Origin of the sequence: Halobacteriovorax sp. XZX-3, assembly GCF_043196495.1 — a bacterium.
In the GTDB taxonomy this organism is placed as follows: Bacteria; Bdellovibrionota; Bacteriovoracia; order Bacteriovoracales; family Bacteriovoracaceae; genus Halobacteriovorax_A.
Window position 1 is genome coordinate 1,164,891 of the sequence record NZ_JBEBMO010000001.1, and the last position, 26,183, is coordinate 1,191,073.

Annotated in this window: 28 protein-coding genes; 11 read left to right on the forward strand and 17 right to left on the reverse strand. The window is 36.5% G+C overall.

Annotated features, from left to right (window positions below; all coding sequences use genetic code 11):
* The first annotated feature begins 154 nt into the window (after nucleotides 1-154).
* Nucleotides 155-1,165 (forward strand): phosphatase PAP2 family protein, encoded by a 1,011-nt coding sequence (locus ABMA70_RS05490; RefSeq protein ID WP_103216530.1) that lies wholly within the window; start codon nucleotides 155-157, stop codon nucleotides 1,163-1,165.
* A 31-nt stretch (nucleotides 1,166-1,196) separates the two neighbouring features.
* Here ABMA70_RS05490 and ABMA70_RS05495 read toward each other — a convergent pair whose 3' ends face one another.
* From ABMA70_RS05495 to ABMA70_RS05505, 3 genes are read right to left on the reverse strand one after another with little or no spacing between them, the layout of a single operon-like run.
* Nucleotides 1,197-2,327, reverse strand: a complete 1,131-nt coding sequence (locus tag ABMA70_RS05495) for an endonuclease/exonuclease/phosphatase family protein (RefSeq protein WP_103216529.1) — start codon at nucleotides 2,325-2,327, stop codon at nucleotides 1,197-1,199.
* 33 nt (nucleotides 2,328-2,360) lie between these two features.
* Nucleotides 2,361-2,834 (reverse strand): thioredoxin-dependent thiol peroxidase, encoded by a 474-nt coding sequence (gene bcp, locus ABMA70_RS05500; protein WP_103216528.1) that lies wholly within the window; start codon nucleotides 2,832-2,834, stop codon nucleotides 2,361-2,363.
* Nucleotides 2,835-2,859: 25 nt separating this feature from the next.
* Nucleotides 2,860-3,579, reverse strand: coding sequence for an MBL fold metallo-hydrolase (locus ABMA70_RS05505; RefSeq protein ID WP_392991075.1), 720 nt, complete (start codon nucleotides 3,577-3,579; stop codon nucleotides 2,860-2,862).
* Nucleotides 3,580-3,650: 71 nt separating this feature from the next.
* Between ABMA70_RS05505 and ABMA70_RS05510 the strand changes: the two genes are divergently transcribed.
* Together ABMA70_RS05510 and ABMA70_RS05515 are read left to right on the forward strand one after the other, a co-directional pair.
* A complete protein-coding gene (locus ABMA70_RS05510) occupies nucleotides 3,651-4,907 on the forward strand; it encodes a M48 family metallopeptidase (RefSeq protein WP_103216526.1) in 1,257 nt (418 codons plus the stop codon).
* 182 nt (nucleotides 4,908-5,089) lie between these two features.
* Nucleotides 5,090-5,278 carry a hypothetical protein gene (locus tag ABMA70_RS05515; protein WP_103216525.1) on the forward strand — a complete coding sequence of 63 codons (189 nt, stop codon included), beginning with the start codon at nucleotides 5,090-5,092 and terminating at the stop codon, nucleotides 5,276-5,278.
* Nucleotides 5,279-5,285: 7 nt separating this feature from the next.
* Here ABMA70_RS05515 and ABMA70_RS05520 read toward each other — a convergent pair whose 3' ends face one another.
* Complete coding sequence (locus tag ABMA70_RS05520) at nucleotides 5,286-5,762, reverse strand: hypothetical protein (protein ID WP_103216524.1); 477 nt, start codon at nucleotides 5,760-5,762, stop codon at nucleotides 5,286-5,288.
* Nucleotides 5,763-6,187: 425 nt separating this feature from the next.
* On the opposite strand from ABMA70_RS05520, the gene ABMA70_RS05525 reads away from it, so the two are divergent.
* Nucleotides 6,188-6,853, forward strand: coding sequence for a type 1 glutamine amidotransferase (locus ABMA70_RS05525; protein ID WP_103216523.1), 666 nt, complete (start codon nucleotides 6,188-6,190; stop codon nucleotides 6,851-6,853).
* Here the strand turns inward: ABMA70_RS05525 and ABMA70_RS05530 are convergent.
* Nucleotides 6,850-7,701 (reverse strand): alpha/beta fold hydrolase, encoded by an 852-nt coding sequence (locus ABMA70_RS05530; RefSeq protein WP_392991073.1) that lies wholly within the window; start codon nucleotides 7,699-7,701, stop codon nucleotides 6,850-6,852. The genes ABMA70_RS05525 and ABMA70_RS05530 overlap by 4 nt on opposite strands.
* Before the next feature lie 63 nt (nucleotides 7,702-7,764).
* On the opposite strand from ABMA70_RS05530, the gene ABMA70_RS05535 reads away from it, so the two are divergent.
* Complete coding sequence (locus ABMA70_RS05535; RefSeq protein ID WP_392991071.1) at nucleotides 7,765-8,133, forward strand: hypothetical protein; 369 nt, start codon at nucleotides 7,765-7,767, stop codon at nucleotides 8,131-8,133.
* Here ABMA70_RS05535 and ABMA70_RS05540 read toward each other — a convergent pair.
* From ABMA70_RS05540 to nth, 3 genes are read right to left on the reverse strand one after another with little or no spacing between them, the layout of a single operon-like run.
* Complete coding sequence (locus ABMA70_RS05540) at nucleotides 8,110-8,913, reverse strand: DUF2797 domain-containing protein (protein ID WP_199177501.1); 804 nt, start codon at nucleotides 8,911-8,913, stop codon at nucleotides 8,110-8,112. The genes ABMA70_RS05535 and ABMA70_RS05540 overlap by 24 nt on opposite strands.
* Nucleotides 8,914-8,917: 4 nt before the next feature.
* Nucleotides 8,918-9,595 carry an alpha/beta hydrolase gene (locus ABMA70_RS05545; RefSeq protein ID WP_103216520.1) on the reverse strand — a complete coding sequence of 226 codons (678 nt, stop codon included), beginning with the start codon at nucleotides 9,593-9,595 and terminating at the stop codon, nucleotides 8,918-8,920.
* A complete protein-coding gene (gene nth, locus ABMA70_RS05550) occupies nucleotides 9,592-10,242 on the reverse strand; it encodes an endonuclease III (protein ID WP_103216519.1) in 651 nt (216 codons plus the stop codon). Before nth ends, ABMA70_RS05545 begins: the two co-directional genes overlap by 4 nt.
* A gap of 69 nt (nucleotides 10,243-10,311) precedes the next feature.
* Between nth and yidD the strand changes: the two genes are divergently transcribed.
* Both yidD and ABMA70_RS05560 read left to right on the forward strand, forming a co-directional pair.
* The gene (gene yidD, locus ABMA70_RS05555) at nucleotides 10,312-10,551 is read left to right on the forward strand and encodes a membrane protein insertion efficiency factor YidD (protein WP_103216518.1); all 240 of its coding nucleotides are present in this window, start codon (nucleotides 10,312-10,314) and stop codon (nucleotides 10,549-10,551) included.
* Nucleotides 10,548-11,894 (forward strand): D-alanyl-D-alanine carboxypeptidase, encoded by a 1,347-nt coding sequence (locus ABMA70_RS05560; protein ID WP_103216517.1) that lies wholly within the window; start codon nucleotides 10,548-10,550, stop codon nucleotides 11,892-11,894. The genes yidD and ABMA70_RS05560 overlap by 4 nt, the downstream gene beginning before the upstream one ends.
* Here ABMA70_RS05560 and ABMA70_RS05565 read toward each other — a convergent pair.
* The 4 genes from ABMA70_RS05565 to priA form a co-directional block, all read right to left on the reverse strand.
* On the reverse strand, nucleotides 11,891-12,625 hold the full coding sequence (locus ABMA70_RS05565) for a substrate-binding periplasmic protein (protein ID WP_392991069.1): 735 nt from the start codon (nucleotides 12,623-12,625) through the stop codon (nucleotides 11,891-11,893). The two genes, ABMA70_RS05560 and ABMA70_RS05565, sit on opposite strands and share 4 nt — an antisense overlap.
* A complete protein-coding gene (locus tag ABMA70_RS05570; protein ID WP_103216515.1) occupies nucleotides 12,609-14,075 on the reverse strand; it encodes a sensor histidine kinase in 1,467 nt (488 codons plus the stop codon). The genes ABMA70_RS05565 and ABMA70_RS05570 overlap by 17 nt, the downstream gene beginning before the upstream one ends.
* A gap of 99 nt (nucleotides 14,076-14,174) precedes the next feature.
* The gene (locus ABMA70_RS05575) at nucleotides 14,175-14,774 is read right to left on the reverse strand and encodes a LysE family translocator (RefSeq protein ID WP_392991067.1); all 600 of its coding nucleotides are present in this window, start codon (nucleotides 14,772-14,774) and stop codon (nucleotides 14,175-14,177) included.
* A gap of 3 nt (nucleotides 14,775-14,777) precedes the next feature.
* Nucleotides 14,778-16,814: a primosomal protein N' gene (gene priA / locus ABMA70_RS05580; protein ID WP_392991065.1), complete on the reverse strand. Its 2,037-nt coding sequence runs from the start codon at nucleotides 16,812-16,814 to the stop codon at nucleotides 14,778-14,780.
* A gap of 57 nt (nucleotides 16,815-16,871) precedes the next feature.
* Here priA and lgt point away from each other — a divergent pair, with 57 nt between their 5' ends.
* Nucleotides 16,872-17,651: a prolipoprotein diacylglyceryl transferase gene (gene lgt / locus ABMA70_RS05585; protein WP_103216512.1), complete on the forward strand. Its 780-nt coding sequence runs from the start codon at nucleotides 16,872-16,874 to the stop codon at nucleotides 17,649-17,651.
* Here lgt and ABMA70_RS05590 read toward each other — a convergent pair.
* The 3 genes from ABMA70_RS05590 to cysS all read right to left on the reverse strand — a co-directional run bounded on the left by ABMA70_RS05590 (nucleotide 17,641) and on the right by cysS (nucleotide 21,870).
* On the reverse strand, nucleotides 17,641-19,761 hold the full coding sequence (locus ABMA70_RS05590) for a patatin-like phospholipase family protein (RefSeq protein ID WP_392991062.1): 2,121 nt from the start codon (nucleotides 19,759-19,761) through the stop codon (nucleotides 17,641-17,643). The two genes, lgt and ABMA70_RS05590, sit on opposite strands and share 11 nt — an antisense overlap.
* A 48-nt stretch (nucleotides 19,762-19,809) precedes the next feature.
* Nucleotides 19,810-20,310, reverse strand: a complete 501-nt coding sequence (locus ABMA70_RS05595; protein WP_103216510.1) for a hypothetical protein — start codon at nucleotides 20,308-20,310, stop codon at nucleotides 19,810-19,812.
* Between the two features lie 99 nt (nucleotides 20,311-20,409).
* On the reverse strand, nucleotides 20,410-21,870 hold the full coding sequence (cysS, locus tag ABMA70_RS05600; protein ID WP_392991060.1) for a cysteine--tRNA ligase: 1,461 nt from the start codon (nucleotides 21,868-21,870) through the stop codon (nucleotides 20,410-20,412).
* 56 nt (nucleotides 21,871-21,926) lie between these two features.
* Here cysS and ABMA70_RS05605 point away from each other — a divergent pair, with 56 nt between their 5' ends.
* The 3 genes from ABMA70_RS05605 (at nucleotide 21,927) to arsB (ending at nucleotide 24,777) form a co-directional block, all read left to right on the forward strand.
* Complete coding sequence (locus ABMA70_RS05605) at nucleotides 21,927-23,261, forward strand: dihydroorotase (protein ID WP_392991058.1); 1,335 nt, start codon at nucleotides 21,927-21,929, stop codon at nucleotides 23,259-23,261.
* Between the two features lie 87 nt (nucleotides 23,262-23,348).
* Nucleotides 23,349-23,765 (forward strand): arsenate reductase ArsC, encoded by a 417-nt coding sequence (locus ABMA70_RS05610; RefSeq protein WP_392991056.1) that lies wholly within the window; start codon nucleotides 23,349-23,351, stop codon nucleotides 23,763-23,765.
* Nucleotide 23,766: 1 nt separating this feature from the next.
* A complete protein-coding gene (gene arsB, locus ABMA70_RS05615) occupies nucleotides 23,767-24,777 on the forward strand; it encodes an ACR3 family arsenite efflux transporter (protein ID WP_392991054.1) in 1,011 nt (336 codons plus the stop codon).
* A gap of 1 nt (nucleotide 24,778) precedes the next feature.
* Here the strand turns inward: arsB and ABMA70_RS05620 are convergent, their stop codons facing one another.
* Nucleotides 24,779-25,354, reverse strand: coding sequence for an AAA family ATPase (locus tag ABMA70_RS05620; protein WP_393022134.1), 576 nt, complete (start codon nucleotides 25,352-25,354; stop codon nucleotides 24,779-24,781).
* Nucleotides 25,341-26,180: a hypothetical protein gene (locus tag ABMA70_RS05625; RefSeq protein ID WP_392991050.1), complete on the reverse strand. Its 840-nt coding sequence runs from the start codon at nucleotides 26,178-26,180 to the stop codon at nucleotides 25,341-25,343. The genes ABMA70_RS05620 and ABMA70_RS05625 overlap by 14 nt, the downstream gene beginning before the upstream one ends.
* Nucleotides 26,181-26,183 lie beyond the last annotated feature (3 nt).

Genomic DNA, 26,183 nt, shown 5'->3' on the forward strand with positions numbered 1-26,183 from the left:
TTAACTTAATTTTATCTGTAAAAATTGAGGAAATATATTACCGCCATCTAACTGTCTAAAATTTGTAGCCCCTATGTAAATACAACAAAAACACACTAGTGATTTACCTATCAAGATATAATGGCACAAATATAATTTTGTTTAGGGAGAATTTATGAGAGGACGTAAGTTTTTAAGAATATTGGCATGCCTAGTATTCGTAATTAATGCTCAAGCCGAATGCTTAGTAGAAGATTTCTTAAGAGATGGTCACTGCCCAGGAATGGGAGAAGATAGTGTATTTCAACCTCGCTACGCCGAAGATGGAATTATTAACCGTTACGGTGAATATACTTTCGCTCCTTCTTATCAAACGCTTCCTGTTGGCCTTACAAATGGCGAGCTTGCACTGATTGGAGCAACTGCTGGTACGGCAATTTTACTATTTAATAACGATGAAGAGTTAATGCAATTTGCTCAAGACAATCGTACAGAAGTTTCAGAAGAAATTGCTTTTTGGGGTGAAAAAGCTGGAAGTTACCCTATCCAACTTTCTGCCGCAGGTTACGCTCTGGGTGTTGTTATTCAAAATGATGAGATCAAAAGAATCTCAAAAGTTGCACTTAAGGCAACTGTATTATCGGGACTAATCACAAGAGCTGCTAAGATGACTTTTAGCCGTGTTAGACCAAACAAAACAGAAGATAAGAATGATTTTACTGGATTTAATTGGGATAACGATAACGTTTCATTTCCTTCGGGACATACTACGACAGCTTTTACATTTGCGACAGTAATTGCAGAACACTACAAAGATGAATCAAAATTCATCCCTGTTCTTGCGTATACAGCAGCAGCTATTGGTGGTTGGTCACGTGTTCACGACCGTGCACACTGGGCAAGTGATGTTGCTATTGGTGCTCTTGTAGGTCACATAACAGGTAAACTAATTTATGCAAGTGAGTACAACCCAGAAAGAAACGAAAAGTGGGATATGTCGATTCACCCAGTTGTTGCTCCTGATTACGTTGGTTTTCACTTTGAATTTCGCGGAAGAAAAAAGAAAGATACTTATGCTCAAGACTTCATGAAAAAGTGTAAGGATTTCTATCAAGAGAACCCAGCTGGTGTTGATCCAGTTAGAGAATGTACAAGACTATATTTTAACAGCGTATTTGATAAATAAAAAAAGGCCCTTTTAAAGGGCCTTTCTTTTTTTAGTAATTTAATTCGAAAACAAGTGGAAAGTGATCAGAATATCCAGCCTTAGCTTTCTTAGTTGCTAAGTGATCATAACGATTCGGTGCTGTTTGCACTTTCTTTGTCTCTACTTTAAATCCGCGATCTCTCATCTCTTCAATGTCTTCTTCATAAACACTTTGAGGTTGAGGTTGGCGAATAAAATCTGGTGCATAAATCTTGTAAGATTTTAAATCAACTCTAATAGGATGCTTATCACCTAGCATAACCTTTGGTACAAAGACGCGGTCTAAGTGATTCCACTGAGAATTTTTAGCATAGTAGTAAGTCCCCGGTGGCATTTCTTGCACTTTCTTTGCATTTGATTTTTCTGAGCGAAATACCTTTTCAACATCCACTATCGTTCCATCCTTTAAAAGAACGTCACGCATTGGGTGCTTATTGCCAGCTTCCTTTAGCTCTGGAATCGTATTGAAGTCACCGACAGCAAGAACTGATGCCTTAGCATTTTTCTTCATGATTTCATCAATTCTAGATTTTAAAGTTGTTGCCGCTGTTACTCTTGCCTCATCAGGGTTTCCTAAACTTGGCCAGTGGTTAGCAAAAACATATAAGTCATTATTTCCTAACTTAAATTGTACTTCAAAGATATTACGAGAAGGTCTCTTCTTTAAGTAATCACTCTTTAGAACATGCTCTCTTTTTGAAACATACTTGAAATCTTTTGTTTCATTAAAAAGAACAGCAAGGTCAACTCCACGGTAGTCCGGTGAATTAGATGTATAGAATTTCTTATAACCTAAAACTTTCGCAAGTTGTCCGATTACGTTTTCATTTTCAATTTCTGAAACTACTAATAAATCTGGAAGTTTTTTTCTTTCTTTAAGAACAACGTCTTTAATTTGAGATAGCTTAAGATCAAGTTTCTCTTGAGTCCAATCTGCAGAATAACATTCTTCACGACGGTACTTAGATGAAACCTTCTTACAAGCTTCAACTTTTCCTTTAGTATTCTTTGGAAGGTATGACCAGTCGTTCTTTCCTTCATCTTTTTGCGTATCGAATAAGTTTTCAACGTTATAAGACATCACTTCAATTGTTGCTGCATAAGTCGTTGAAAATAATAAAAATAAAATTAGGGCCTTCATATACTTCCTCTTCTAAAAATTCAAAGACAGAGTCTATAGATTCTCTTTAATCCAGTTAAGTACGTCTTCATGGTGTGACTTAGTTTTCACTTTATCCATTACATATTTCAGACGACCGTCTTTGCCAATAATAAAAGTCGTTCTGATAACACCCATGTATTCTTTACCCATGAATTTCTTAAGTCCCCAAACACCATACTTATCCATCGACTTGTGCTCTGGATCTGATAGAAGGTCAAAATTCAGTTTTTGTTTTTCAATAAATTTCACAAGACGTGCTGGCTCGTCTGGAGACACACCCAAAACAACTGTATCGGCCTTTGCGAACTCTTTCTTATAATCACGAATACCGCAAGCTTGTGTTGTACATCCTGGTGTCATCGCCTTTGGATAGAAATAAAGAACAACGTTCTTCTCACCTTTAAAATCTTTAAGGCTTACTTTTTGCTCATCTTGGTTAAGCATTGTAAATGCTGGCGCCATATTTCCAACTTTTGGAAAACTCATATCAACTCCTTTAATTGTTTTTAATTTACCAATTATCTCTTTTCTTTCTTAAGTCTTTAATTCTTTCTTTATCACTCGTCATCAAGAAGAGGTTAACTCTCCTTTCTGTTTCAAAATTGGTTTGAAATCCAATGCTACCTTCAGATTGCACTCGCTCAAGTAACTCTTTAGCTGCCTCATTCTCTGGGTCATTGGCCAAGGTAAAGTTTAGATTGTTAATAATGTAATCATGGCCAGGCCATAAAATAACCTGATCCTCGACTCTTTCATTAAGTGCTAAAATAGTCTTAACGAAGACTTCAAGATTGCCGCCATTTTTACAATTTCCAATGCCTGCATTAAAAATCGTATCCATTGTAATGATCTCAACCTGCTTAGCTGATTCAAAAAATAGAAAGCATAAGTGGTCCATCGTGTGTCCTGGAGTCTCGATGACTTCCATTTCCCCTAATGCGGTTGAAATTCTTTCTCCATCAACGAGTATGCGGTCAATTGTTTCAAAACTATCTTTATGGCCCCAAATCTGAGCGCCATGCTCTTTTACTAATGCCTCAACACCTGCCACGTGATCATAGTGTCCATGCGAGAGTAAAATCACTGCAAGTTGACGATCATTATTGGCCAACCATTCGTTGATTAATTCGGGATAGATAGGATCAACTACAGCAACTTCTGCATTGCCCATTTCGACAATGTAGTTGTAATTGCGTAGAGGTGAATCGGTATAAATTTGGTGAACATTCATAGGCAAATACCTTTTTTTTTGTCATGATATAGAGGTCATAACAAATATAGAAGTTAAAAAAAAGGAAGCATATGGTCAATCTTACGATCGCATCAAAAGTATTTATTTCAGTCCTTTGTATCAAAGGATTAATTGAGGCTTACCTAGATAAGAGAAATATTAAACATATCGGTAAACACTTTAATGCTGTACCGGAAGAATTCGCTGACAAGATCTCACTAGAAGAGCATCAGAAAGCTGCTCGCTACACTATGGAGAAGCTTAATAAGGGACAACTGTTCAACTTCCTGGGCTATATTATTCTTGTTGTTTGGACTCTAGGTGGTGGACTTGACGCACTTAATAAATCAATTCTGACACTTGGATTATCACCGCTATTAACTGGAACGGTTTTCATTTTGGCATTCAGTTTCATTAATTCAATACTTGGCCTACCAGAGGCCCTTTACTCAACTTTCGTTATCGAAGAAAAGTATGGATTTAACAAAACAACTTTTAAAACTTTCGTAATGGATATGATTAAAGGCTCACTGCTAGGACTAATTATCGGAACTCCACTAATCTATGGAATTCTTTGGATCATGGAATCTTTAGGACAGTATTGGTGGGCATATGCATGGGCATTTCTAAGTGTGTTCCAACTATTACTTATGTGGATTTACCCAACTTTTATCGCACCAATTTTCAATAAATTTACAGAACTTGAAGAAGGAGAGGTAAAAGAGCGAATTCTTGATCTTCTAAAGCGTGTCGATTTTGAAAGTAAGGGGCTTTTTGTGATGGATGCTTCACGTAGGAGTGGACATGGAAACGCTTATTTTACAGGCTTTGGAAAGAATAAGCGTATCGTCTTCTTTGATACTCTGATTAATACATTAAGCGCTTCAGAAGTAGAGGCCGTACTTGCTCACGAGCTAGGTCACTTCAAGCGTAAGCATATCCTTAAAATGATGATTAAAGCTTTTGTCTTCAGCTTCATTGGTCTTTTTATCCTAGGTCAGCTGATGCAAACATCATGGTTCTTCGAAATGCATGGAGTACATACAACTCAAACTTACATGGCCCTAACTCTATTTTTACTTGTTAGTGGTATCTATACTTTCTTTATTACTCCAATCTCATCTTGGGCATCGAGAAAGTATGAATTTGAAGCTGATGAATTTGCATCAATTCATTCAAATCCTCAGGAGCTTATTAACGCTCTAGTGAAGATGTATAAGGATAACGCTAGTACATTGACTCCAGATCCAGTTTACAGCTCATTTTACCACTCTCACCCACCAGCACTGACAAGGGTGAAGTTTCTAGAAACATTTATCAAAAAATAATAAATATTCAGGGTAAGTTTGGCACCGCTTAAACTTACCCTCACTCTTAAAAATGTCCTCTCCATTGTAAGAATCCCATCTCAATCTTACATGTTTAAAAAAATTACTACACCGGACCGATTCTCTTTGTCTAAGGCCTAAATCCTTCCTATTCTAAGCATAATTCTATACGTGAGGAAATTATGAAACTTTTACTAGCAATGGCCGTAATCGCATGTCTTGGTATTAACATGAATGTATCTGCAACTGAGATCTTAAAGAGTATTCCAGTTGAAGACCAAGGGCCTGAAAAAGATGAAAAAGATTCTAAAAAAGAGGGTGACTCAAAGAAGACAAAAGAAGATAAGCTACTTCAAATAGCAAGTCGCTAATTCCAGCTTATTTTACGGACCTGGCCTTCTCAAGAATCTTTTCAATATTAGAAAAGTCTTTAACAACTTTCCTCATTTGAAGAAGATACTTCTTAGACTGTGGGCTTTGTTTGTGAATTGCATGAATATACTTATTCAGCTCGCCCTCAAGTAGTCTGGCCTCAGATACAAAAAGGGCGATTAACTTCACCTGTGCCTCAAGCACATCCACTTCAGTTGAACTTTTTGCTAAATTTAAGATTTGTGTATGAGTGATATCGCCTACTGGCTTAGCACTTAGATCAAGATTATTTAAACTACCAGTGCTCTCTTCAGAACTTTCACCTAACTTTGATAAATCAACACTTTTGATCTGATTCGTAATCGAAAACTCTAGAACATTAGATGGATTTTCATCTTTAGAAGAAGCTGAAACCTTTGACACTTCTGCAGAAGTTGCTGGCTTCTCAATATTGTCTTGATCTAATTTCTTGGCAGTTGACAAGATATCCCCCCGAATTAATCTTAATTTATTTATCGGTTAACTCTTAGCTTAACTTTAACCTGTTTTTAGTTAGATTCTATATAAAATTAGCCCTTTAACTCATATCAACAAAGTATTTTTTTTTTAGATTCGAGACAAAATTGAAAGGTATTGAATTCACATTTAGGCCCTACCAAGTCTTGGTAAGTTATAAATTTCAAATGTTTTTCATTGTATTTAAATATTTGGCCTTTAAAAATACTGATTTTTCAAACTTTAATTTGAAAAGTGCCAAAAGTTTGAGGAGTAACGGAACTTATTAAAGTGTCAATTTTCATAAGAAGTAATTTCTTTTTTCGACAAACTTCTTTTAGCTTTTTAACAATTTTGTTAGATTATGCCCTCATTAATTAACGCATTTTTATTCGAGCTTAGAAGGTGAAATTATGAAGAAGCCTATTGCTATCATTGACTGTGCTATCAACAATCCGTCTTACAATTGTATGAATCAAATGATTCAAAATTTTAATATACCGACGACATATCATTGGGTATCTCAATTTGGATGTGACTCACTAGATAAAATTGAAGAGGCCAGTGGCTATATCATTTTCGGCTCAGACTCAAACGTATACCAAAGACTTGATTGGCAAGTCGATCTTGCTAAACGTATGAAAGAAAAATTAGAACAAGATATCCCTGTTATGGGAATTTGCTTTGGCCATCAACTGATTGCCGACATCTTTGGCTCAACAGTTGATATGGTTAAACCTGATAATCAGCTTTTTGAAGGGACCAGAAAAACAAAAATTCTCATGGATAAATTTGGTTTTAATAAGGGTGAAGAATTTAGTCTCTTTATTACCCATCACTACGAAGTGAAAGAGCTTCCAAAAGGTTTTGTTCACCTAGCAACTTCAAATGATTGCTTCCTTGATGGGATCGCTCATGAGACTCTTCCATTCTTTAGCTTCCAAGGCCACCCTGAGGCATCGCAAGATTTTGTCGATAGTCATATTGAGATGACTCTTTCAGATGAAGAGCTAAAGTCAGGTTACGAAGGTGGACGTAAAGTAATCAAAAATTTTATCGACTATATTCAAACTCGTTAGAAAATTAGTTTTTTAACTATTTCCCTAAGATAGTTAAAATAAGGTGTACGATACTTTTCAATTTCTTGATATTGTTCGTGTCGTGCGCCTTCTATCTTTGTAATCGTAAAACTTGTGTCTACTTCCTTTAAGTACCTTTCAAGTTCAGGAACACTAACTAGCTCATCAGCAGTTCCATAAGAAATATATTTCTCCACTTCATCATTAATAGGCTTTGAAAATACCTTCTTACTACAGGAAACCATTTCAAGTAGAAGTTTAGTGTGAAGCTTTTGAAGATTAAACGGATCGTTCTTAAATTCTTCAACAACTTGATTACGGTGAGATAATGTATTTAAGTCAACAAGGCCACCAAGTGGTATCGACATTTTAATCGAGGCCAGCTTGCTAAAGTACTTGCCTTTCACTTTATTAACAAACTTTGCGAAGGGACCACCTACTCCAACAGGAGGAGCGTTTACAATTATAGCTCTAGGTTTTGGGCCATCTTTTAAGTTATTCTGAGTGAAGCCACAAGTGATTAGAGCACCCATCGAATGTCCATAGAGAATATAATCTTCCATTTTATAATTCTCTCTTAAATGCTTAATGCAATCTTCAAGGTCTAACATATACTGCTCAAATGGATCGATATATGCTTTTTCTCCACCACTTCGGCCATGACCACGAAGATCATATTGAAAAACGTTTACATCAAAGCCAAAAATTTCTTGTAGGTATTTATGTCGACCTAAATGCTCACCTATTCCATGAGTCGCTATTAGCCAGTACTTAGCACCGTGCTCAACGACTTCGGTATACAATTTGACACCGTCACGCATAGGAATCGCTCTTTTAATTGGCTCCATATTTTACCCTTTGATTAATTTTTATTTAGCTTTTATAATTATACTTAAATTTAAGGAAAAGTAATGTTTTGTCCAAAGTGTTTAAGTAACAGTGTACATCTAAAAGAAAAAGGCGTCATTCATATATTAGTTAATGGCCGCCAAAAAGATACTGGCCGCTTTCTATACAACTTAGAAAGACGTAGTGAAATAGCTCAGAATATTTCAAATAAGATTCTTGAGCATTTCAAATGGATGGCAAGCTTTCAAAATACGAAGCCAGTAGAACATGTGAATATCATCACTTCTGATGCTAAATGCGACAATGGTTGTGCGATTCCTCTAACGCAGAAGTTTTCGCTTCTTGACCATTTAGTTTCAACAAAAGAAGTGAGGAATATGGTTCAGCTCCACGCTAAAGAATGTGGCCTAGACGTCGACCTCGACATTTAAAAAGTAACCACCATGCTTTCGCATATTCACACAACCTGTATCTAAAATAAGATACTGACCTTTTATTCCCATTAAAGTCCCCTCAATAACAGGATTCTTATCGAAACCAAGAGACTTAACCTTCTTTGGAAATTCAATTACTGGATATTCAATATGAGTCACCTCTTCTTCAATATCATCAAGACCAAAACTATCAATTAAGTCTGCAAAGTCATCATAGATCTGATCGCGAAGCATTTCTAAATCTTCATCTGCAACTTCATTCATAAGCATTTTGCGCCAATTAGTCTTATCCGAAAATGCCTTTGCAATCTCAACCTCGATCTCTCCAGAAGTTTTTCGATCAGGCACCTCTAAAATAGGTAGAGCATACGATGCTCCTTGATCAATCCAACGAGTAGGAATTTGCGTGTGACGTGTGATCCCTACTTTCACATGAGATGATACAGCAAGATAAACATAGTGAGGAATCATACAATTCTTCTCTCCCCACTCTGGCTCGCGACATGTTCCTTTATGAAAATGGCATAGCTCAGGCTTTACGATACACGTGTCACATTGTGCAAGTGTAATCATTTCTTTATAAGAGTAGCCTTGGGAATATGATTTCTTAATTAACTCACCAGAATAGACAGAGTTTATCTGACCATCAAAACTTAGCTTGATCTTCTTTTCAAGAAGATCATTCATATAAAGAAGCTCATCACCTAAAGGTAAATGATAGTGAGCTAGTCCGTCCTCAAGAGACGTTTTCATTTTGCGAATATTTCCACTTAACATATTTCTACTTTCCTAAAAAATCTTTTAACTTTTGAATAACTGGCATTGGTATTTCATGGCCACCTTGGAATGGATGGAATTCATATTCATTAACCTTCTCAAGATAACTCTTAAGCTTCTCACTCAGAAAATATGGAAGAATAGGATCAACACTTCCATGCGATTGAAAAATTGGAATATGCTTAATATGCTTTGTATTTTCTGCAATATGCGCTTCATCAAATAAAGTAGATGAAAGTAAGAAGAGACGCTCAATTAAATGAGGTTCTTTATATGCAACGGCAAGACTTAGCATTGAGCCTTGTGAGAATCCCCCTAGGAATACTTCTGTGCTATTCTTTTTAATCTCTTTGATCAAATGAACTAAGCGATCACGCATATCTTCGATTCCATCAGGAACACTCTGAGAAAAGAAATCTTCGATTCGTCCTTCCATCGAAGCTTGTTGAAGTCCCATCATATCGATTGGAAACCAGGCACTTCCCTTCATTCCCATTCCAATATCAACTTTCATCGGTCCATCGACAAAATACCAATTGAATTCATCCTTTGGATCTAGATACTGATATAGAGGAGCTAAATCTTGAAAACTTGCTCCATATCCATGAAGTACTACGATTGACTTATTTGTACTTCCTTCTTGTAGTAAAATATCAAAATCATTAATTCTTGTTACTCTCATTTCTTTGTCTCTACTTTTGATTTACGATTTGGATATACATAGCGACAGATTGGACATTCGAGTCCAAAACATGATCTCGCCTTACAATATTCGCGGCCATAGAAGATAATTTGCAAGTGAAGTTTATTCCAAAGATCTCTTGGAAAGAGTTTCTTACAATCCTCTTCTGTTTGTTCGACATTCTTTCCCTTTGTTAGGCCCCAACGCTGAGCAAGCCTGTGAATATGAGTGTCCACAGGAAAAGCTGGTACATCAAAAGCCTGGGCCATAACAACAGAGGCCGTTTTATGACCGACACCAGGAAGCTTTTCAAGATCTTCAAAACTTGCTGGAACTTCTCCATCATGTTCATTAACAAGAATTCTTGAGAGATCATAAATGGCTTTAGACTTTCTTGGAGAAAGTCCACAAGGTTTAATGATTTCTTTAATTTCTTCTTGTGTTAACTTCATCATGTCGCGTGCGTTATCGGCCTTTGCAAAAAGTGCCGGCGTCACCTGATTAACTCGTTCATCTGTACATTGTGCTGATAATAAGACAGCTATCAGTAAGGTGAACTCATTCGTATGATCTAGAGGCGTTGGAGTCTCTGGATAAAGCTCCTCAAGTGCCTCGACAATATAGTCTGCTCTTTCTTGTTTTAACATCTTCTTTCCTATTAATTTGAACCATAAAAATTTAGCAAATTATCCATGAAAATGCTAAAATAACGCGTAATGAGATACATTTTCATCAAATTAATCCGCTTTTACCAAATAGCAATCTCCCCATTTCTCGGGGCAAATTGTCGCTATACTCCAACATGCTCTCAATATGGAATTGAGGCCTTTTCCAAACTGCCATTTCACATAGCATTTTGGAAAACAACAAAACGTATTGCGAGTTGCCACCCATGGTCAAAAGGCGGATATGATCCTGTAACTCTAGACTGTTGCCATAAGGATAAGCACAAATGAAGTTTTTAGTTTTAATATTTTTTTCTCTAGCATCTCTTGCCACAACATCAATCGACAATTTAAAGAAAGAATTTTTAGATAAGGGTGACGAATTAAGTTACTTCTTACAATGGGATAGTGGTAAATCAAGATCCCTCGATTCAAAAAACTCTTTTATCCCCGCTTCGATTTTTAAAATATTTTCGGCTTATTACATCCTCGATAAATTAGGTACAGACTATCGTTTTAAAACATCGATTGCCTCAAGAGGACATATTTCAAACGGGACACTAAAGGGAGACCTTATCCTAAGTACTTCAGGTGACCCCTACTTTCTAACAGCACAGGCTTATGATCTCATTGATGCAGTAAAGGCAGCTGGAATAAAGAAAGTTGAAGGAAAACTCATTGTTGTTAATAATTTTGTCGATCTAAATCGTATAGGAAATGTTGGACTAGATGACCAACCATATAACCAAAGTATTTCAGGCCTTAACATAAATTTTAACCGTTTCAAGTCGATCGGACGTGACGATAAAAATATTTTCCCAACTCACAATGGCCTAGAAATTAAAAAGTCACCTAAGCCACTAGGACCTGGAGAAGTTTTTCGTCATATCAAAAATAATGAAAAGGAATCATGGGTTTATACAAATTCCAAAGATTACTTTCTAGAAGTACCTATAAGAGACTCACTACAGTTTAATGCTAATTATTTTAATCATCACTTAAAGATTGCGGGCATTGAAACAAAAGGCGTGGCGTTTGAAGAAAGTTTTACTAAGTCTAAAATTTTAAACACTGTCTACTCTGTGCCTTCTTTAGATATGGTAAAATTATCTCTTGAGTACTCAAATAACTTATTTATTGAAACACTAGTCTTAAAAGCGACAAAGAAAGATAATTTGAAAGATGCTGCTCAAAAAATGGTTAGCGACTTAAAGCTACCTGTTAAAGGCGAGCTTACTAATAGTTCAGGACTGAGTGTTAACATAGAAATGTTAGCTCAAGATATTGTTAATTTCATCAATAAGAACGCATATAAGAAATTTGGCAATAACTACTTCATTAACCTACTTTCAATTACTGGTCACAGTGGTTCTCTACATCGCAAGTATTTAACTAATGAAGGGTTTGAAAAGTACCGCTATAAAACAGGAAGCCTCGACTTCGTTTATAATATTTGCGGAAGAAGCTTTGAAGCCGATCCTGTTACTTTTTGTGTTATGATCAATAATCCAAAAAAGAGACAACTTCTAATGGGTCCAAACTCTGCAAAGAATGAGAAGTTAAGACAAGAAGCAAAGGCTTGGAGACGCTCTAAAGAACGTTTCAGTGAGCTTTTAATGTATGAGTTAAACTAAAGATTTGAAAACTGACGACAACAAGGTCTATCTTTAATTAGCTTTAAGAAATGATAAAATTTTTCGTTTGTGATAATAGAATCTTGAGTGACTAATGCTCGGTGAGAATACTCTTGATCGTAGTGAGTAGAGATAATGAGTTTATCTTTTAAATTTTTATTATCTTCCAAAAACTGAGTTAGGTAAGACTCTGTTACGACGGCAATATCTCCACGTCCCTTTAAGATACTTAAAATATTTCCTTCATGTGAGTTGGTATAGATTAATTTCGCATCGTATTTCTGATCAATATCAAAATCAAGAAATCCATAGTGATAACCATCATACAGCAGAATGTTCTTCTTTTTTAAATCCTTTAAGTAAGCATGAGTTCTATTCTTATCTTTTTTAGCGATAAATTTTTCGCCACCTTTTAAAAAAGAAGGAGTCATATCATATTTTATGCCACGTTCTTCCCATCCCCACCTAGGGCTTTCAAATAAAATTAAATCAAAGCGCTTCGTTGTAAAGTCTCGATAGCGACGTCTTGCAGATGTTTCCACAATCTTAAATCGATATTCACTCTGAACCTTATTAAGCTCTTTTATAACTTCATAAACTAGTCCAGACTTCTTTCCATTTTTAGAAATATAAAATGGTGGGAATTGATAAGCACCAACCTGAACTTCCTTGGCAGCAAAGAGAGAAGTAGAGAAAGCAAATATTAAAGCGTACTTAGTGAAGTAATTCACTAGCTTCTCCACTATATCTAGGTAACGATAAGATAAATTTCGTATTTTCAGACTTCGAATCATATCTAAGATAGCCATCATTATTTAACATCATCTCATAAGATAAACTAAGTCCTAATCCTGTTCCCTTATTTACATCTTTAGTCGTGTAAAAAGGCTCCATAATACGGCTTTCGATTCTTGGATCAATCCCTTTTCCACTATCAATGACTTCGATATAAAGATTTTCGAAATCTTGTTTTATAGAAACGATAATTAATCGTTCGTCTAATTCCTCAATCGCATCAATCGAGTTATTAATTAAATTAACAAGAACTTGGCTAATCTGAGTTTTATTAGCATAAATTAAATTATCAATAGAAGATTTATCGTAAGAGAATTCTAAACGAATATCTTTTTCCGCTAAACGTCCTCGACAAATAGATGAAACAATTGATTCTAATTCTTCACACCTAATAATTGTTTTTAAATCCTTTTGACCATCACGAGACATTGTCGACATACTCTTAACAATATCGGTAATTCGATCTGCAGCAAGCTCAACCTTTTCAAGAATGTATTCACACTTCTCGCCGTTAACACATTTCTTTAATCGATTTAGATTTCCAAGAATAACAAATAATGGGTTATTAATCTCGTGAGCGATCCCAGCGGCCATTTGCCCTAGGGCAGCGAGTCTCTCTGATTCGTGACTTCTTTCTCTTTGCTCATATAATTCCTGAGTTCTTGTCGTAACTATCGCCTCAAGCTCTTCATTATATCTCTTTAGCTTTACGTCTCTTAAAATAATTTCGGTTAGAGTTTTATTAAGTGTTTTTGCAAAGAATGATAATTCATTAAGAACAAATTTTTCACGTATTGGGCGGAAGTCACCACTGGCAATACGGCTTGTTCTATTTACAAAGTGTTTTAGAGGATTAAAGAATAAATAATAGTAAGCAATTGATGTCACAATCAAAGATAGAACAAGTCCTGATATAAACCATACCCCAATCATCTTCATGATATTGTGAACATAGATAGCATTTAATTGATTCGAAAATCTAATTTCAACACTTCCTATCTTCTTGCCCTCATATATAACTTCAAAATTTTCAATGACTATTTCAGGGCTTACATATTTTGGGGCCGCTGCTTCAACTAATGAAATCTGACTCAAAAGACTTTCATTCTCATCTCTAACAGTAATAGCAGTAACGGCCTGGTCGCTTGAGTTAACAAAGACATTAGAAATTTTCTGAATATATTCTTTATTTAAGTTCCAGATAGGAAGTTTTAGAGAATTTACAATCTGTCTTGAAATGATTTCTCTATCATTCTCAAAACGAACCCTTTCCTGATTACTATGAATACTGTAAGTAGCTGCGCCCATGACAAAGAAGCTTATTGTTAGTACTACCCCCATAACAATCGGAATAATAAATGAAAAGCGAACAGGAGACTTGTGCATGTCCAATATCTACATGCGTTATTTAGATTTAGCAAGTACTTTGTAAATAGAAATCGTTTTAAGACAATTAGGTTAGACTAATACAGCTAGTAATATTAACTACTTAGAGATAGAAGTTGAAATCATCCAAATCCCTACTGCGATTAATAGGATACTAAAAAAGTACTGGGCCTTCTTCCCGCCTAAAACGTGGGCCAGACGATTGCCCATAAAAAACCAGAGCAGATGAGCACTTGCTCCACCAAAAAAAATCACGGCACTAAAAAGTGTTAGAAAGAGTTTCCCCTCATTTAAAAATGGTGAGTAAACACTAATTGTGAAAACTAGGAATTTGGGATTTAGGGCCTGAAAAATAGCCCCTTCTAGAAATGAAGGACCTTTATTATTTTCTTCCTCATTCTTCACCTCTACTTTCTTCACATTAGTAAGGCTTTTATAGGCCATAAAGAATAAGTATAAAGCTCCAAAAACAGGAAGGTATCTCATGAGCTTCTCATGTTTCATGATGAAGTCTGTTGCACCATATAGACAAAGTAGAAGTCCTGAAATAGTTGAAAGCCATAACCCAAGTATGAAAGGTAGAGTTTTCTTAAAACTATAAGTTCCCCCAAGGCCGGCCAAAGTTATATTTGCAGGGCCAGGTGAATAACAAAGAGGGGCCACGATAAAGAAGAAGCTAGTAATTATTTTTGAAAGCATAAATTAAGTATCCATTGGATCGACATCGATTTTTACAGAGAAAGAATAGTCGATCTTATTTTGAGCGCGAAAAATCTGCAATACTTGATTGAGCTCGCCCCCATTCTTACACATTAAAGACATGCTCCATGTGAACATATTCGCACGCCTTTCAATCATAGCAGGAGTAGGGCCCCATACTTGGCCATCGATTCCCAACTGTTCCATTAACCCACGAAGCTTTTGAATTTCACTTGAGAGATTGGCAATTATTTTGTCGCGATCTCTACCAGAGACATGAATATTTGCCATCTTTGTATAAGGAGGAAATAGACCAAACTCACGCGTTGTTAATTCGAAATCATAAAAACCAGAAAAACTATGTGATTTGATAAAATCGAACATTGTATTATCTGGAAGCATCGTTTGAATTGCAACCTTAGCGTGATTTGAATATCGCCCTGCTCGTCCTAAAATTTGGACAATCATTTGATAAGCTTTTTCCATGGCCCTAAAGTCAGGGAAGTTTAGCATTGAATCAGTTCCTAAAATTAAAACGAGATTAACTTTTTTAAAGTTGTGACCTTTAGAAAGCATTTGTGTTCCGACAAAGATATCAATATCACCTTTATGGAAACGCTCAAGTTTATCTTCTAGCTTATCAAGATTTGTGATCTCATCGCGATCAAAGCGCTCAATCTTCTTAGTAGGATAAAACTCTTGTAAAACTTCTTGCAGTCTTTCTGTACCGAATCCCTTTTGTAGCAGATTCATATTTCCACATTCAGGACAAATTTCTGGTCTTGGAATTTGATAGTCTGAATGAGAGCTTGAAAGAATATTTTTATTTTTAAAATACCTTAGTGGTACACCAGTATTAGGATCTTCGAATTTATAACCACAACCTCGACACTGAAGATAATTTGAAAAACCTAGGCGATTTACAAAAACGAGAACTTGCTCGTCTCTATCTAAAGCTTCACTAATCATATCTAAAGACTTCTTTTCAAATGGCCAAATCGATAAGGCATCCATATCTTTCTTAGCACCATGAGAGCGAGAGTCTAATAATTCAATCTCCGGAAAGCCGCCGGCAACTCTCTTTTCCAGTGAAAAGTAATTCTCTGGTTTAAGCTTTGAAAAAGTGAAGTAATTTTCTAATGAAGGCGTCGCACTACCAAGAACGACAGGTGCATTGAATAGCTGTGCTTTCTTAATGGCAACATCGCGCCCATTATAAGGACAACGATCTGTTTGCTTAAATGAGCTATCATGTTCTTCGTCAACGATCACAAGGCCTAGGTTTTCAACAGGCAAGAAAACACTAGAGCGCACTCCCATTAAAAGAACTGGCCGATCAGATTTCTTTAAAAACTTCCAAATAGCATTCTTGTGAGAAGGTGTTACACCCGAGTGATACGGAAGAATTGGACAATCCAAATATTTTTTAAACGTCTCCATAAACTGAGGCGTCAGGTTAATTTCAGGTAGCAAGAAAAGTACACTCTTTCCCTTCTTTAATACATTCTTTATCAAGTGAAGATAAATTAATGTTTTTCCTGATCCTGTAACACCATGAACGAGAAAGCGATCAAATCCATTATCAAGCTTAGCATTGATACTTTCATATATGGGCTTTTGTAGCGGAGATAGTTCATGTTCAAAATCTTGGTTATCACCAAATTGAGTTTCAACTTCGCGAGGACGTTTTAAAATTTTTGGTAAGCAGTCCCAAGCAAGTTGCCCAAGATTGTAGTGATAGTAACGAGACATCCAATCGTAGAGCTTCATCTCACTTTGTGATAATGAAAACTCTGGCGCGAGAACTTCGTTGATTGGCCTAAGCTTATACTTAGTAATCGTTTCTTCTAATTCTTTTTGCGTAATTGTAAATGGTACGACAACACCTTTAGCCTTCCTTCTACCAAGAGGGACTTCCACAAGGGTACCAACAGGAATCTCCTCTCCTAACGTCTTATAAGTAAGAACACTTGGTAGTTTTGGATAATCAACCGCGACTTGGCAATAATGTTGAGCGTTTAGTGTATTAACGTCTTGCATAAGATTTTAAAGTAAAAAGTAAGTGTAAAACCTACACTATCATCATACAATAAGTATATGATTACATGGAATGTTGATCCAGAAATATTTAGAATCGGACCTATTGCCGTTCGTTATTACTCACTAATGTTTATCGTTGGTTTCTTTATTGGTGAGCGCTATTGTCGCCGCTACCTAATCAAAGAAAAAAACTTTACTAAAGACGAAGTAAGCTCATTATTAAACTACATGATTGTAGGTTGTGTCGTTGGTGCACGTCTAGGTCATTGTCTCTTCTATGAGCCAGGTTATTATTTAAGTAATCCTCTTGAAATTCTCTATGTATGGAAAGGTGGACTTGCAAGTCACGGTGGATTCCTTGGTGTTATCGTTTCAATATACGCCTTTAAGAAAAGAGTTAAAGATGTCCCACTGATGTGGCTTCTTGATCTTGTTGCAGCACCGGCCCTTATGACAGGTGGATTTATTAGACTTGGAAACCTAATGAATTCTGAAATCTTTGGTCATCCAACAAATCTTCCATGGGCGTTTAAATTTGTTCGTGCAGATAATATTGCTCGCCACCCTACTCAGCTCTACGAAGCACTTGGCTTCTTTGCTGTTTCAGGACTTGTTTACTACCTCTATTCAAAATTTCACAATAAGTGGCAATCTGGACGCTTTTTAGGAATTATCTTTATTGGTGGTTTTGCATGGCGATTCTTTGTGGAATTCTTTAAAGAAAACCAAGTGGCATTTGAACAAGGTATGGCCCTAAATATGGGACAAATTCTAAGTATCCCACTTATTATCGTTGGTATTATCTTAGTTCTTTATAAACCTGTTACTAAAGGTTAAGCCCAAGTTCTAAACCAGTACCAATTTCTTTATTTTCTGTTGCATGAATGTAGTGAACAAATGGCTTAATACGTACTTTTTCATATAAGGTAAAAAGTGGATAGAATTGGCCATAAACTCCAGAACAAGATTTAAAATTTGCACGGAAGCTACTACATTCGACAGAGCCATACTTATCGGTACTAGAAAACATATAGCCTCCTCGTACACCTAGGCTTATTTGTAAACTCTCATCAGACCAGCTAAGCATTGTCTTTTCAATTCCAATATTAGGAATAAAAACATTGTCATCATCTTTAGATTCTTGAAAGTCCATAACAGAATTTAGCATCAATCCAACACCCCAGCGCCAACTCTTTATCGATCTTGAAAAGTCGTCAATTGCACGAGTGTACGAAATTTCTGCAAGAGTTCCTAAATCAATTGAGAAGTACGACTCATAAGGAATGTAGTAAATAGAATCAAGATAGGCTTTTGAACCTAATTTTGCGACAAATTTTTCGGTAGCGTTGAGTTTATCAGTATAAGACTCAATAGATGTATGTAGTTTGTTTATAACCAAATATGGCGCATCACTTCGATTTATTCTCTTCTCTGTTTTATGAAGCTCATTAAAGAGAAAGTCTTCATCCTTTAGTTTTCTAAGTGTGTATTGAGTTATATTTTCTTTTTCTTTGAATCTAAATTCCCCATATCGATTTTCATATAAACGACTCTTTTTAAATGATTCCGTTCGATGACACAATTTTAGCTCTAGCTCTTGCTCACAGTTTTCAATAACCTTTGCTACAGAGATTTTTAAAATTGTCTTTAAATTCTTATTAAGTCCTTCAAGACAGATATGATTAAAGTCCTTTCTTTCAACAACTTCAACAATACAAGCTTCATCTTGATCAAATTGGATTCTTTTAGGCATCTTAAATTTTCGTCCCGAGTGATTCTTTGCAATATAGTCACTAGTAAACTTTTTAGAATCCGCATAACCAACTAAGAAATCAAAACGTCTGAAATCTTCTTCAAAGAAACCAAAGAAGGCATACATCGGAGAAGAGGCCAGAGGCAGTGAAACAGTTGAGCTCATAGAATTAGAAAAACTAGGAGACTCATAAAAAGCAATTGTTTCACGAGAGCGGGCCGTTCCTATAAAGCTATCAAAAATATCAAGAACATACTTTGCGACTTCCTTTCCATTCTCTTGAAACTCACGAGTTTCATAAAGTAAGTGTTCATCGCTTGGATCAATAATTAAAAGCAAATTATCCTTAGCGACTTTGTGCCTAGATACCTTATTAACGATTGTTAATGGAATATTATTAAACATCCCACCATCGATAAATGTTCTTTTTGTAATTGAACTCAATGGACACTTTTTCTTCGATTTAAAGTCCTCGTACTTACAATACTCAATATCAACCGGTTTAAAGGCCAAAGGAAAGGCTCCAGAAGCCTCGATTACCTGTAAGAGTTTTGTTAAGTTATCATTTTGATTCTTAGTGAATGGTAAGTAGATTTGTCTCGTCGAATTTGTGGCAATTGGATAGTTTTCGATGATAGGAGGCTTCCCCTCACCTTGACCACGAATTCTAAAAATGGCCTCATTTAGCATTTGAGGAAATTTTCTTCCACCTTTGTATACTTCAATAATCTCAGGCTTCTTTTGAGTAAGAGTGATTCCAAAAACAATATCGATATCAGCTCGTAAGCCTTCATTCCAGATTTGGCGTGCATCTTTATACATTGATTGAATCGGCTTTTTAGATAAAAAGTTAGTCATGGACATTTGCTTATTATCCGCTAGTCGATCAATTCCTAAAGGCACCCAAAGTCGCCAAAAGAGTGAGTCCTTTACAATATACTCTCCACCGTGAACTCTTCCGGCTTCAAGAAAAGTAATCAAAGCGTTCATACTACCAGCAGATGCTCCAGCATAAATTTGTGGCGTACGCTGTACTTGATAATTTAATTTTTCAAATTCAGTTAGATAACTTAAGAATCCGCCCTCATAAGAGCCTAGTGAAACACCACCACTTACAACAAGGGCCGTATTGACTTGTTTTGCGAAAGGTTGAAAACAAAAGAGGAAGCTCAATAGTAGGATAAAACGTTTCATTCTAGTATTGTATTTGCTTCCTCTATTTGTGCCAAGTAAAGCTTAAGCTTACTTGCAATATGATAGATCTAAGTCATTCAAATTTTTGTAAATACTTGGACTAAATGCTTTATCCCAAAGATCTTGGCCGGCCATTTTATCCAGCGCTAGATCTGTTAATTTTAAGTTTTTATTATAAGCAAATGTATTTGCCAGTGCTCCAAATAGAGATCCGCCTTGTCCTTCGACTGCGTTACCATAGCAATTCATATCATCTTTAATATAATCGTAGATATCGATCATACGCTCTTTACCCATACTATCTGCTGAGTAATACTTAAGTTCTCCACCTTCAATTACAGTGAACTTTTCAATTAGGCGATCGACCATCTCTTGCGAGAGCTCTTTACAAAGCCTCTTCTTCTTACTCTTTGACCCATTCACATGAAGATCTGCAATCACTTCATTTGTGGCCTTAACAAAGCAGTCTACAAATTGTTTTGAGTTAATTTGGGCCATTGAACTTGATGAAATAAGTACTAAAGCTGTTGAAATTACTAGATTTTTCATAAAAATCTCTCCTCGTGTCAATTGCGTATATAAATAAAATTACCACAAGGAGAGAATATAAAGGTCTTTTAAGAAACAATTACAATAGGTGTTCGGTCATTAGACACGAACAGACCACGTCACTTCATCACCACTTTCTTGGAAATCAATTCCTAAAGCGTTTAATTCGTCACGGGCCGCATCTGCTGCATCCCAATCCTTAGCAGCACGTGCATCCGCTCGCTTTGCCAGAAGCTCATTAACTTTATCAAGGGCAATCCCCTTTCTTCTGATTTGAACTTCCTTAATTTCATTTAAGAATATCTCAGGATCCATTGCAAAAAGAGCACTCATCTTTCCATACTTTGCAATCCACTGTGAAAATGCAATTGCAGTAGGTGCAGAGTTTACATCCTTTGCTTTCTTTTCAAGATTTAATGTATTGAAAGTTTTAACTGCTTCATAAACCGCAGACATCATCTCACTTGTATTGAAATCGTCATTACATGCTTTCTCAATCTTTGCATCTAAACGCTTTAGGTCTTCTGCAAGTTTCTTATTAACTTTTGCACTTTCATTAGTTTCAAAAGTAGCTGCATGTTTGGCCACTTGAAGTGCGCGGTAAACACGAATTGCACCACCAAAAGCCTGATCAATTTTTTCATCAGTCACATCAAGCATTGAACGGTAGTGAGTTGAAAGCATAATATATTTTAAAATTTCTGGATGATACTCATCCATGAAAGCGCGAGCAGTGATGATATTGCCAAGGGACTTACTCATCTTCTCTCCACTCATATTGATGAAGTTATTATGCATCCAGTAGTTTACGTATTTACAAGAATTACATCCTACACCTTGAGCTATTTCGTTTTCATGATGTGGGAAAATTAAATCAATTCCACCGCCGTGGATATCAATAGATTTTCCAAGAATCGACTTGATCATCGCCGAACATTCAATGTGCCAACCTGGACGACCCTTCCCCCATGGAGAATCCCAAGACGGCTCACCTGGTTTAGCAGGTTTCCAAAGAACAAAGTCCTTAGGATCTTTTTTGCGCTCATCAACTTCGACTCGCTCTCCCGAATTGAGTTCCTCTAGATTTACACCTGAAAGCTCACCATATGATTCAAGCTTTGTTGTTTCGTAGAAAACTTCTCCGTCCACAACATAGGCCATACCATTATCGATGATACCTTGAACGTATTCTATAATTTCAGGAATATAATCCGTTACTTTTGGATTATGTGTATGAGGACGAAGTCCTAGGCGGCCAAAGTCTTCTTGAAAGTATTTAATATAGCGCTCTGAGATTTCAAGGGAATCAACACCTTCCTCATTTGCTTTATTAATAATCTTATCATCAACGTCAGTGTAATTATAAACGAAGTTCACATCGTAACCGATATGCTCCATCCAATTTCTTGCGAAGTTAAAAAAGATAGGCCCACGAAAGTTTCCAATATGAAGCGGTCCATAAACAGTTGGTCCACAAAGATAAAGCTTAACTTTGCCTTCTTCTAATGGCGTAAAAGTTTCTTTCTTCTTTGTTAAAGTATTGTAAACTACTAGTGACACTATCAACTCCTCTATTTTTTTATGCAGATAGAATAACCGAAAAAGGGAAAACTGTCATGAATATCCGTGAATTCGACCTAATCATCAAAAACGGCACTCTACACTCTTCACAAAAAAGCTGGCAAGAAGATATCGGAATAAAGGACGGTAAGATAGTAAAATTAGCTAAATTTAATGATTCTGATCTAAAAAGCGCTGCCGAAGTTATTGACGCACAGGGACTCGATATTCTTCCAGGACTTATCGATACACAAGTCCACTTCCGCGAGCCAGGTCTAACACATAAAGAAGATATCGCTCATGGCTCAAAGGCCGCCGTTCTTGGCGGAATTTGTACTTTCTTTGAAATGCCAAATACAAAACCTGCAACAACAACTGTTGAGGCAACCCAAGTTAAAGTTGATATTGCAAAAGAAACTTCATATGCAAATTTTGGCTTCTTCATTGGAGCAAGTGGAAAGAATCTCGACGAGCTTGTAAAGTCACAGGATATGGTTGGATGCTCGGGAGTAAAAATCTTTCTAGGTAGCTCAACAGGTGACCTTCTCCTTTATGATACTGACAAACTAGTTGAAATCTTCAAGACTTTAGACTGCCATATTTCAGTTCATAGCGAGAGTGAGGAAAGACTTCATGCCAATGTTGCCATTCGTGATAATGCCAATGGAGACGTTCACGCTCATTATAAGTGGCGTGATGCTCAGACGGCCCTCGAGTCAACTAAGATGATTATTGAAGTTGCAAAGAAAGCGGGACGCAAAGTTCACATCCTTCACTTAACAACAAAAGATGAAATTGAATTTTTAAAGGATCAAAAAGAGCATTGTACAATTGAGGTCACTCCTCAACACTTAACTCTCTTTGCTCCAGATATCTATGACAAGATCGGAACTCTTGCGCAGATGAATCCACCAATTCGCACAAAGGATCACACAGATGGACTTTGGGAAGGACTTAAAAGTGGTGTGATTGATGTTTTTGGAAGTGATCACGCTCCTCACACTCTAGAAGAAAAAGCTCAACCCTACCCAGCTTCTCCTTCGGGAATGCCTGGTGTGCAAACAATGCTTCCAGTAATGCTTACTCACGTTGAAGCTGGACGACTAACTCTAGAAGATATTGTTAAGTATTTAGCAGAGAATCCGGCCAAACTTTTCAAGCTTAACAAAGGCTTTATTCAAGAAGGAATGGATGGTGATCTGACAATCCTTGATATGAACAAGCGCTTTACTATCAGAAACGAAGACCAGGCATCTAAAGTCGGTTGGACTCCTTTTGATGGAATGGAAGTAAAAGGATGCCCTACTTATACAATCGTTAGCGGACAAGTTGCTATGGAGCATGGAAAGGCCATTAAAGTTCAGGCCCAGCCGATTGTAAGGACAAAGTAAGCGATAACCAAATCTTAACAATTAAGAACTACTCGATTCATTACGAAGTTTGTCATAATAGGATATTATTTAAAATATAGGAATGTAATGAAGAAGAATATCCTCTTTCTATGCACAGGAAATTCATGTCGCTCGCAAATGGCCGAAGGCTGGGGCAAGGCCCTAAAAGGCGAAGAGTATAACTTCTACTCTGCTGGCACAAAGAAGCATGGACTTAATCCTTATGCCGTGGCCGTTATGAAAGAAGTTGGTGTCGATATCTCAAATCACGAATCAAATACAACGGACGAAATTGAAGCAAAGATGGATATTGTCATCACAGTTTGTAGTGACGCCAATGAGAACTGTCCCTATTTCCCTGGTGGCAAGATTATACACATCGGCTTTGATGATCCTCCTCGCCTCACTAAAGACTTTAGTGACGAAGAGGAAATACTTCAGGTTTATCGCCGCGTGAGAGATGAAATAAAGACAATGGTAATTAATTTAGAAGAGAGAATATAAGATGGGATTTTTTGAGCGCTACTTAAGTATTTGGGTAACTATCTGTATCGTCGCAGGTATTATTCTAGGAAAGGTCCTTGGCCCATCAATTTCAATTTTAAGTGAAATGAATATTGCAACGGTAAATATCCCTGTTGCAATTCTTGTGTGGCTGATGATCTTTCCAATGATGGTACAAATTGATTTCAATTCCATTGCTGACGTTGGAAAGAATCCCAAAGGCTTAAGCTTAACAGTTGTCATCAACTGGCTAATTAAGCCTTTTACTATGGCCTTCTTTGCATGGTTATTCTTCTCAAAAATTTATGCTGCTTACTTAAGTCCAGAGCTTGCACAAGAATATATTGCAGGAGCAATTCTCTTAGGTGCTGCTCCTTGTACGGCCATGGTCTTTGTTTGGTCTTACTTAACAAAAGGTGATCCGGAGTACACACTTGTTCAAGTGGCCATTAATGACTTAATTCTTTTAGTGGCCTTCATCCCTATCGTTCAATTCTTACTAGGTGTCACAAGTATTTCAATTCCATACGATACACTCCTAAGTTCAGTCGTGATCTTTGTCGTGATTCCTCTACTTGCAGGTTATATCGCAAATAAAGTCTTAATCAAAAAATTTGGTATGAAATGGTTTAGTGAAGTTTTCATGGCCAGACTTAAGCCAATTTCAATTGTGGCCCTTCTTACAACTCTTGTTCTACTCTTTGCTTTTCAAGGCGAGAAGATTTTAGCTAATCCACTTCACATTGTCCTGATAGCAATTCCTCTTACAATACAGACTTACTTTATCTTCTTTGTAAGCTGGGGAATTGGCCGCAAGATGTGCTTACCACATAATATTTTATCACCAGGCTCTATGATTGGTGCCAGTAACTTTTTTGAACTTGCTGTGGCCGTTGCCATCGCCCTTTTTGGCCTTAATTCAGGAGCGGCCCTAACAACAGTTGTGGGTGTTCTTATTGAAGTTCCAGTCATGCTTAGTCTTGTTAAGATTGCAAATAAATGGCGCTATTAATTTAAGAAAGTAGAGATTTTATTTCTACTTTCACTTCAGTTAAGTCAAGATCATCAATATTAGTCGTATTAACAGTGAGGCTTTTACAATCTAATTCTAACTTTTCAATCTTACCTTTTGAAAGTGAGTCTTTGAATTCATCGAAGTTTAAGTGATCTTGATGCCCTGGATGTCTTTTCCCAGACAAGGCCCTAGTCTTAAAACGTTCAAATAAGACGGAGCCATCACACTCACAATAAATCGCAAGCACCCTTGCATCATACTTTGAGATAAAGTCTTTTAAAATTGGTGTATCGAATTGATTCGAAAAATTACTTTCTACCAACAAGCTTTTATTGGCATTAAGCTGTGCTTTAATAAAAGAATATAAAATTGGGTAACTTGCTTTTCCAAGTTCTTTTGACCAGGCCCTATCCTTCACTCCCAAGCTATTAAATAGGCTTTCTTTGATTATATCTTTTCCGATCAATGGTAATGAAAACTCTTTTACGAGTTCTTTTGAAATCGTCGTCTTTCCTGTTGCAGGTAAGCCTGATACGATAATGAGAAGAGGACTATTCATTTTAATTCTCAACAAGCTTGGCAACTCCTACGAGCTTTCCATCATCGTAGTAATTTGCCATCTTCATTCCACGATCATTAATGAAGTGAAGGAATGTATTATCGACGATACGAATAACAAATGAACCATCGCTACCTTCTAATATATTGCGATTGCCACCGGTACCTCGAGAGTGAGAGTAATTCTTTCCATCTTCATCATACAAAAGAATCTCTGACTGGCCATCTGTTCCCTTTCCTTCACTATCTTTGAAATATTCAATATTGATGACAATACGGTGGGTTTGACCTTTGTACTTGCCTTCTAAAATTTTAATATTTCCTGCATATGAACCATTCATGCGTTTGAATCTTTTTTCATCTTCAATGACTTTAGTTCGCGCTAAATAGACAAGGGGCTCTTTAATGGCCGGGATCGGAGAGAATTTTACATTCTTATATATTGAATCAGCGACTTTTGGTTTTACCTCAACTTTTTCTTTTTCTCTTCTCCAACGTGATTCATTCTCAAACACAGGCTTATTTTTATTAGGTGCTAATTTTTCTTTTATTGAATTTCGAGCAATAAAGCCCGTTGGATCTTTCATGATCTCATTTACTTCATCTTTATCTACCTTAATTTTTTCAAGACCAAGGGCCGCTAAGAATAAAGTAAAGGCCTGTGCCAAGGCTTCATCCCCGGCCTTATCAATGACAGGAACTTCCTTAATGACTTCAACTTTCTTTTCTTTGATGACTTCGACTTCTTTGATTTGAATTTCAGGATTTTGTCTTTGGGATTTTCCAACAAAAAAACCAACCGTAAGGCTGGCGATGACAGCAATAATTAATGTGTACTTCACTTA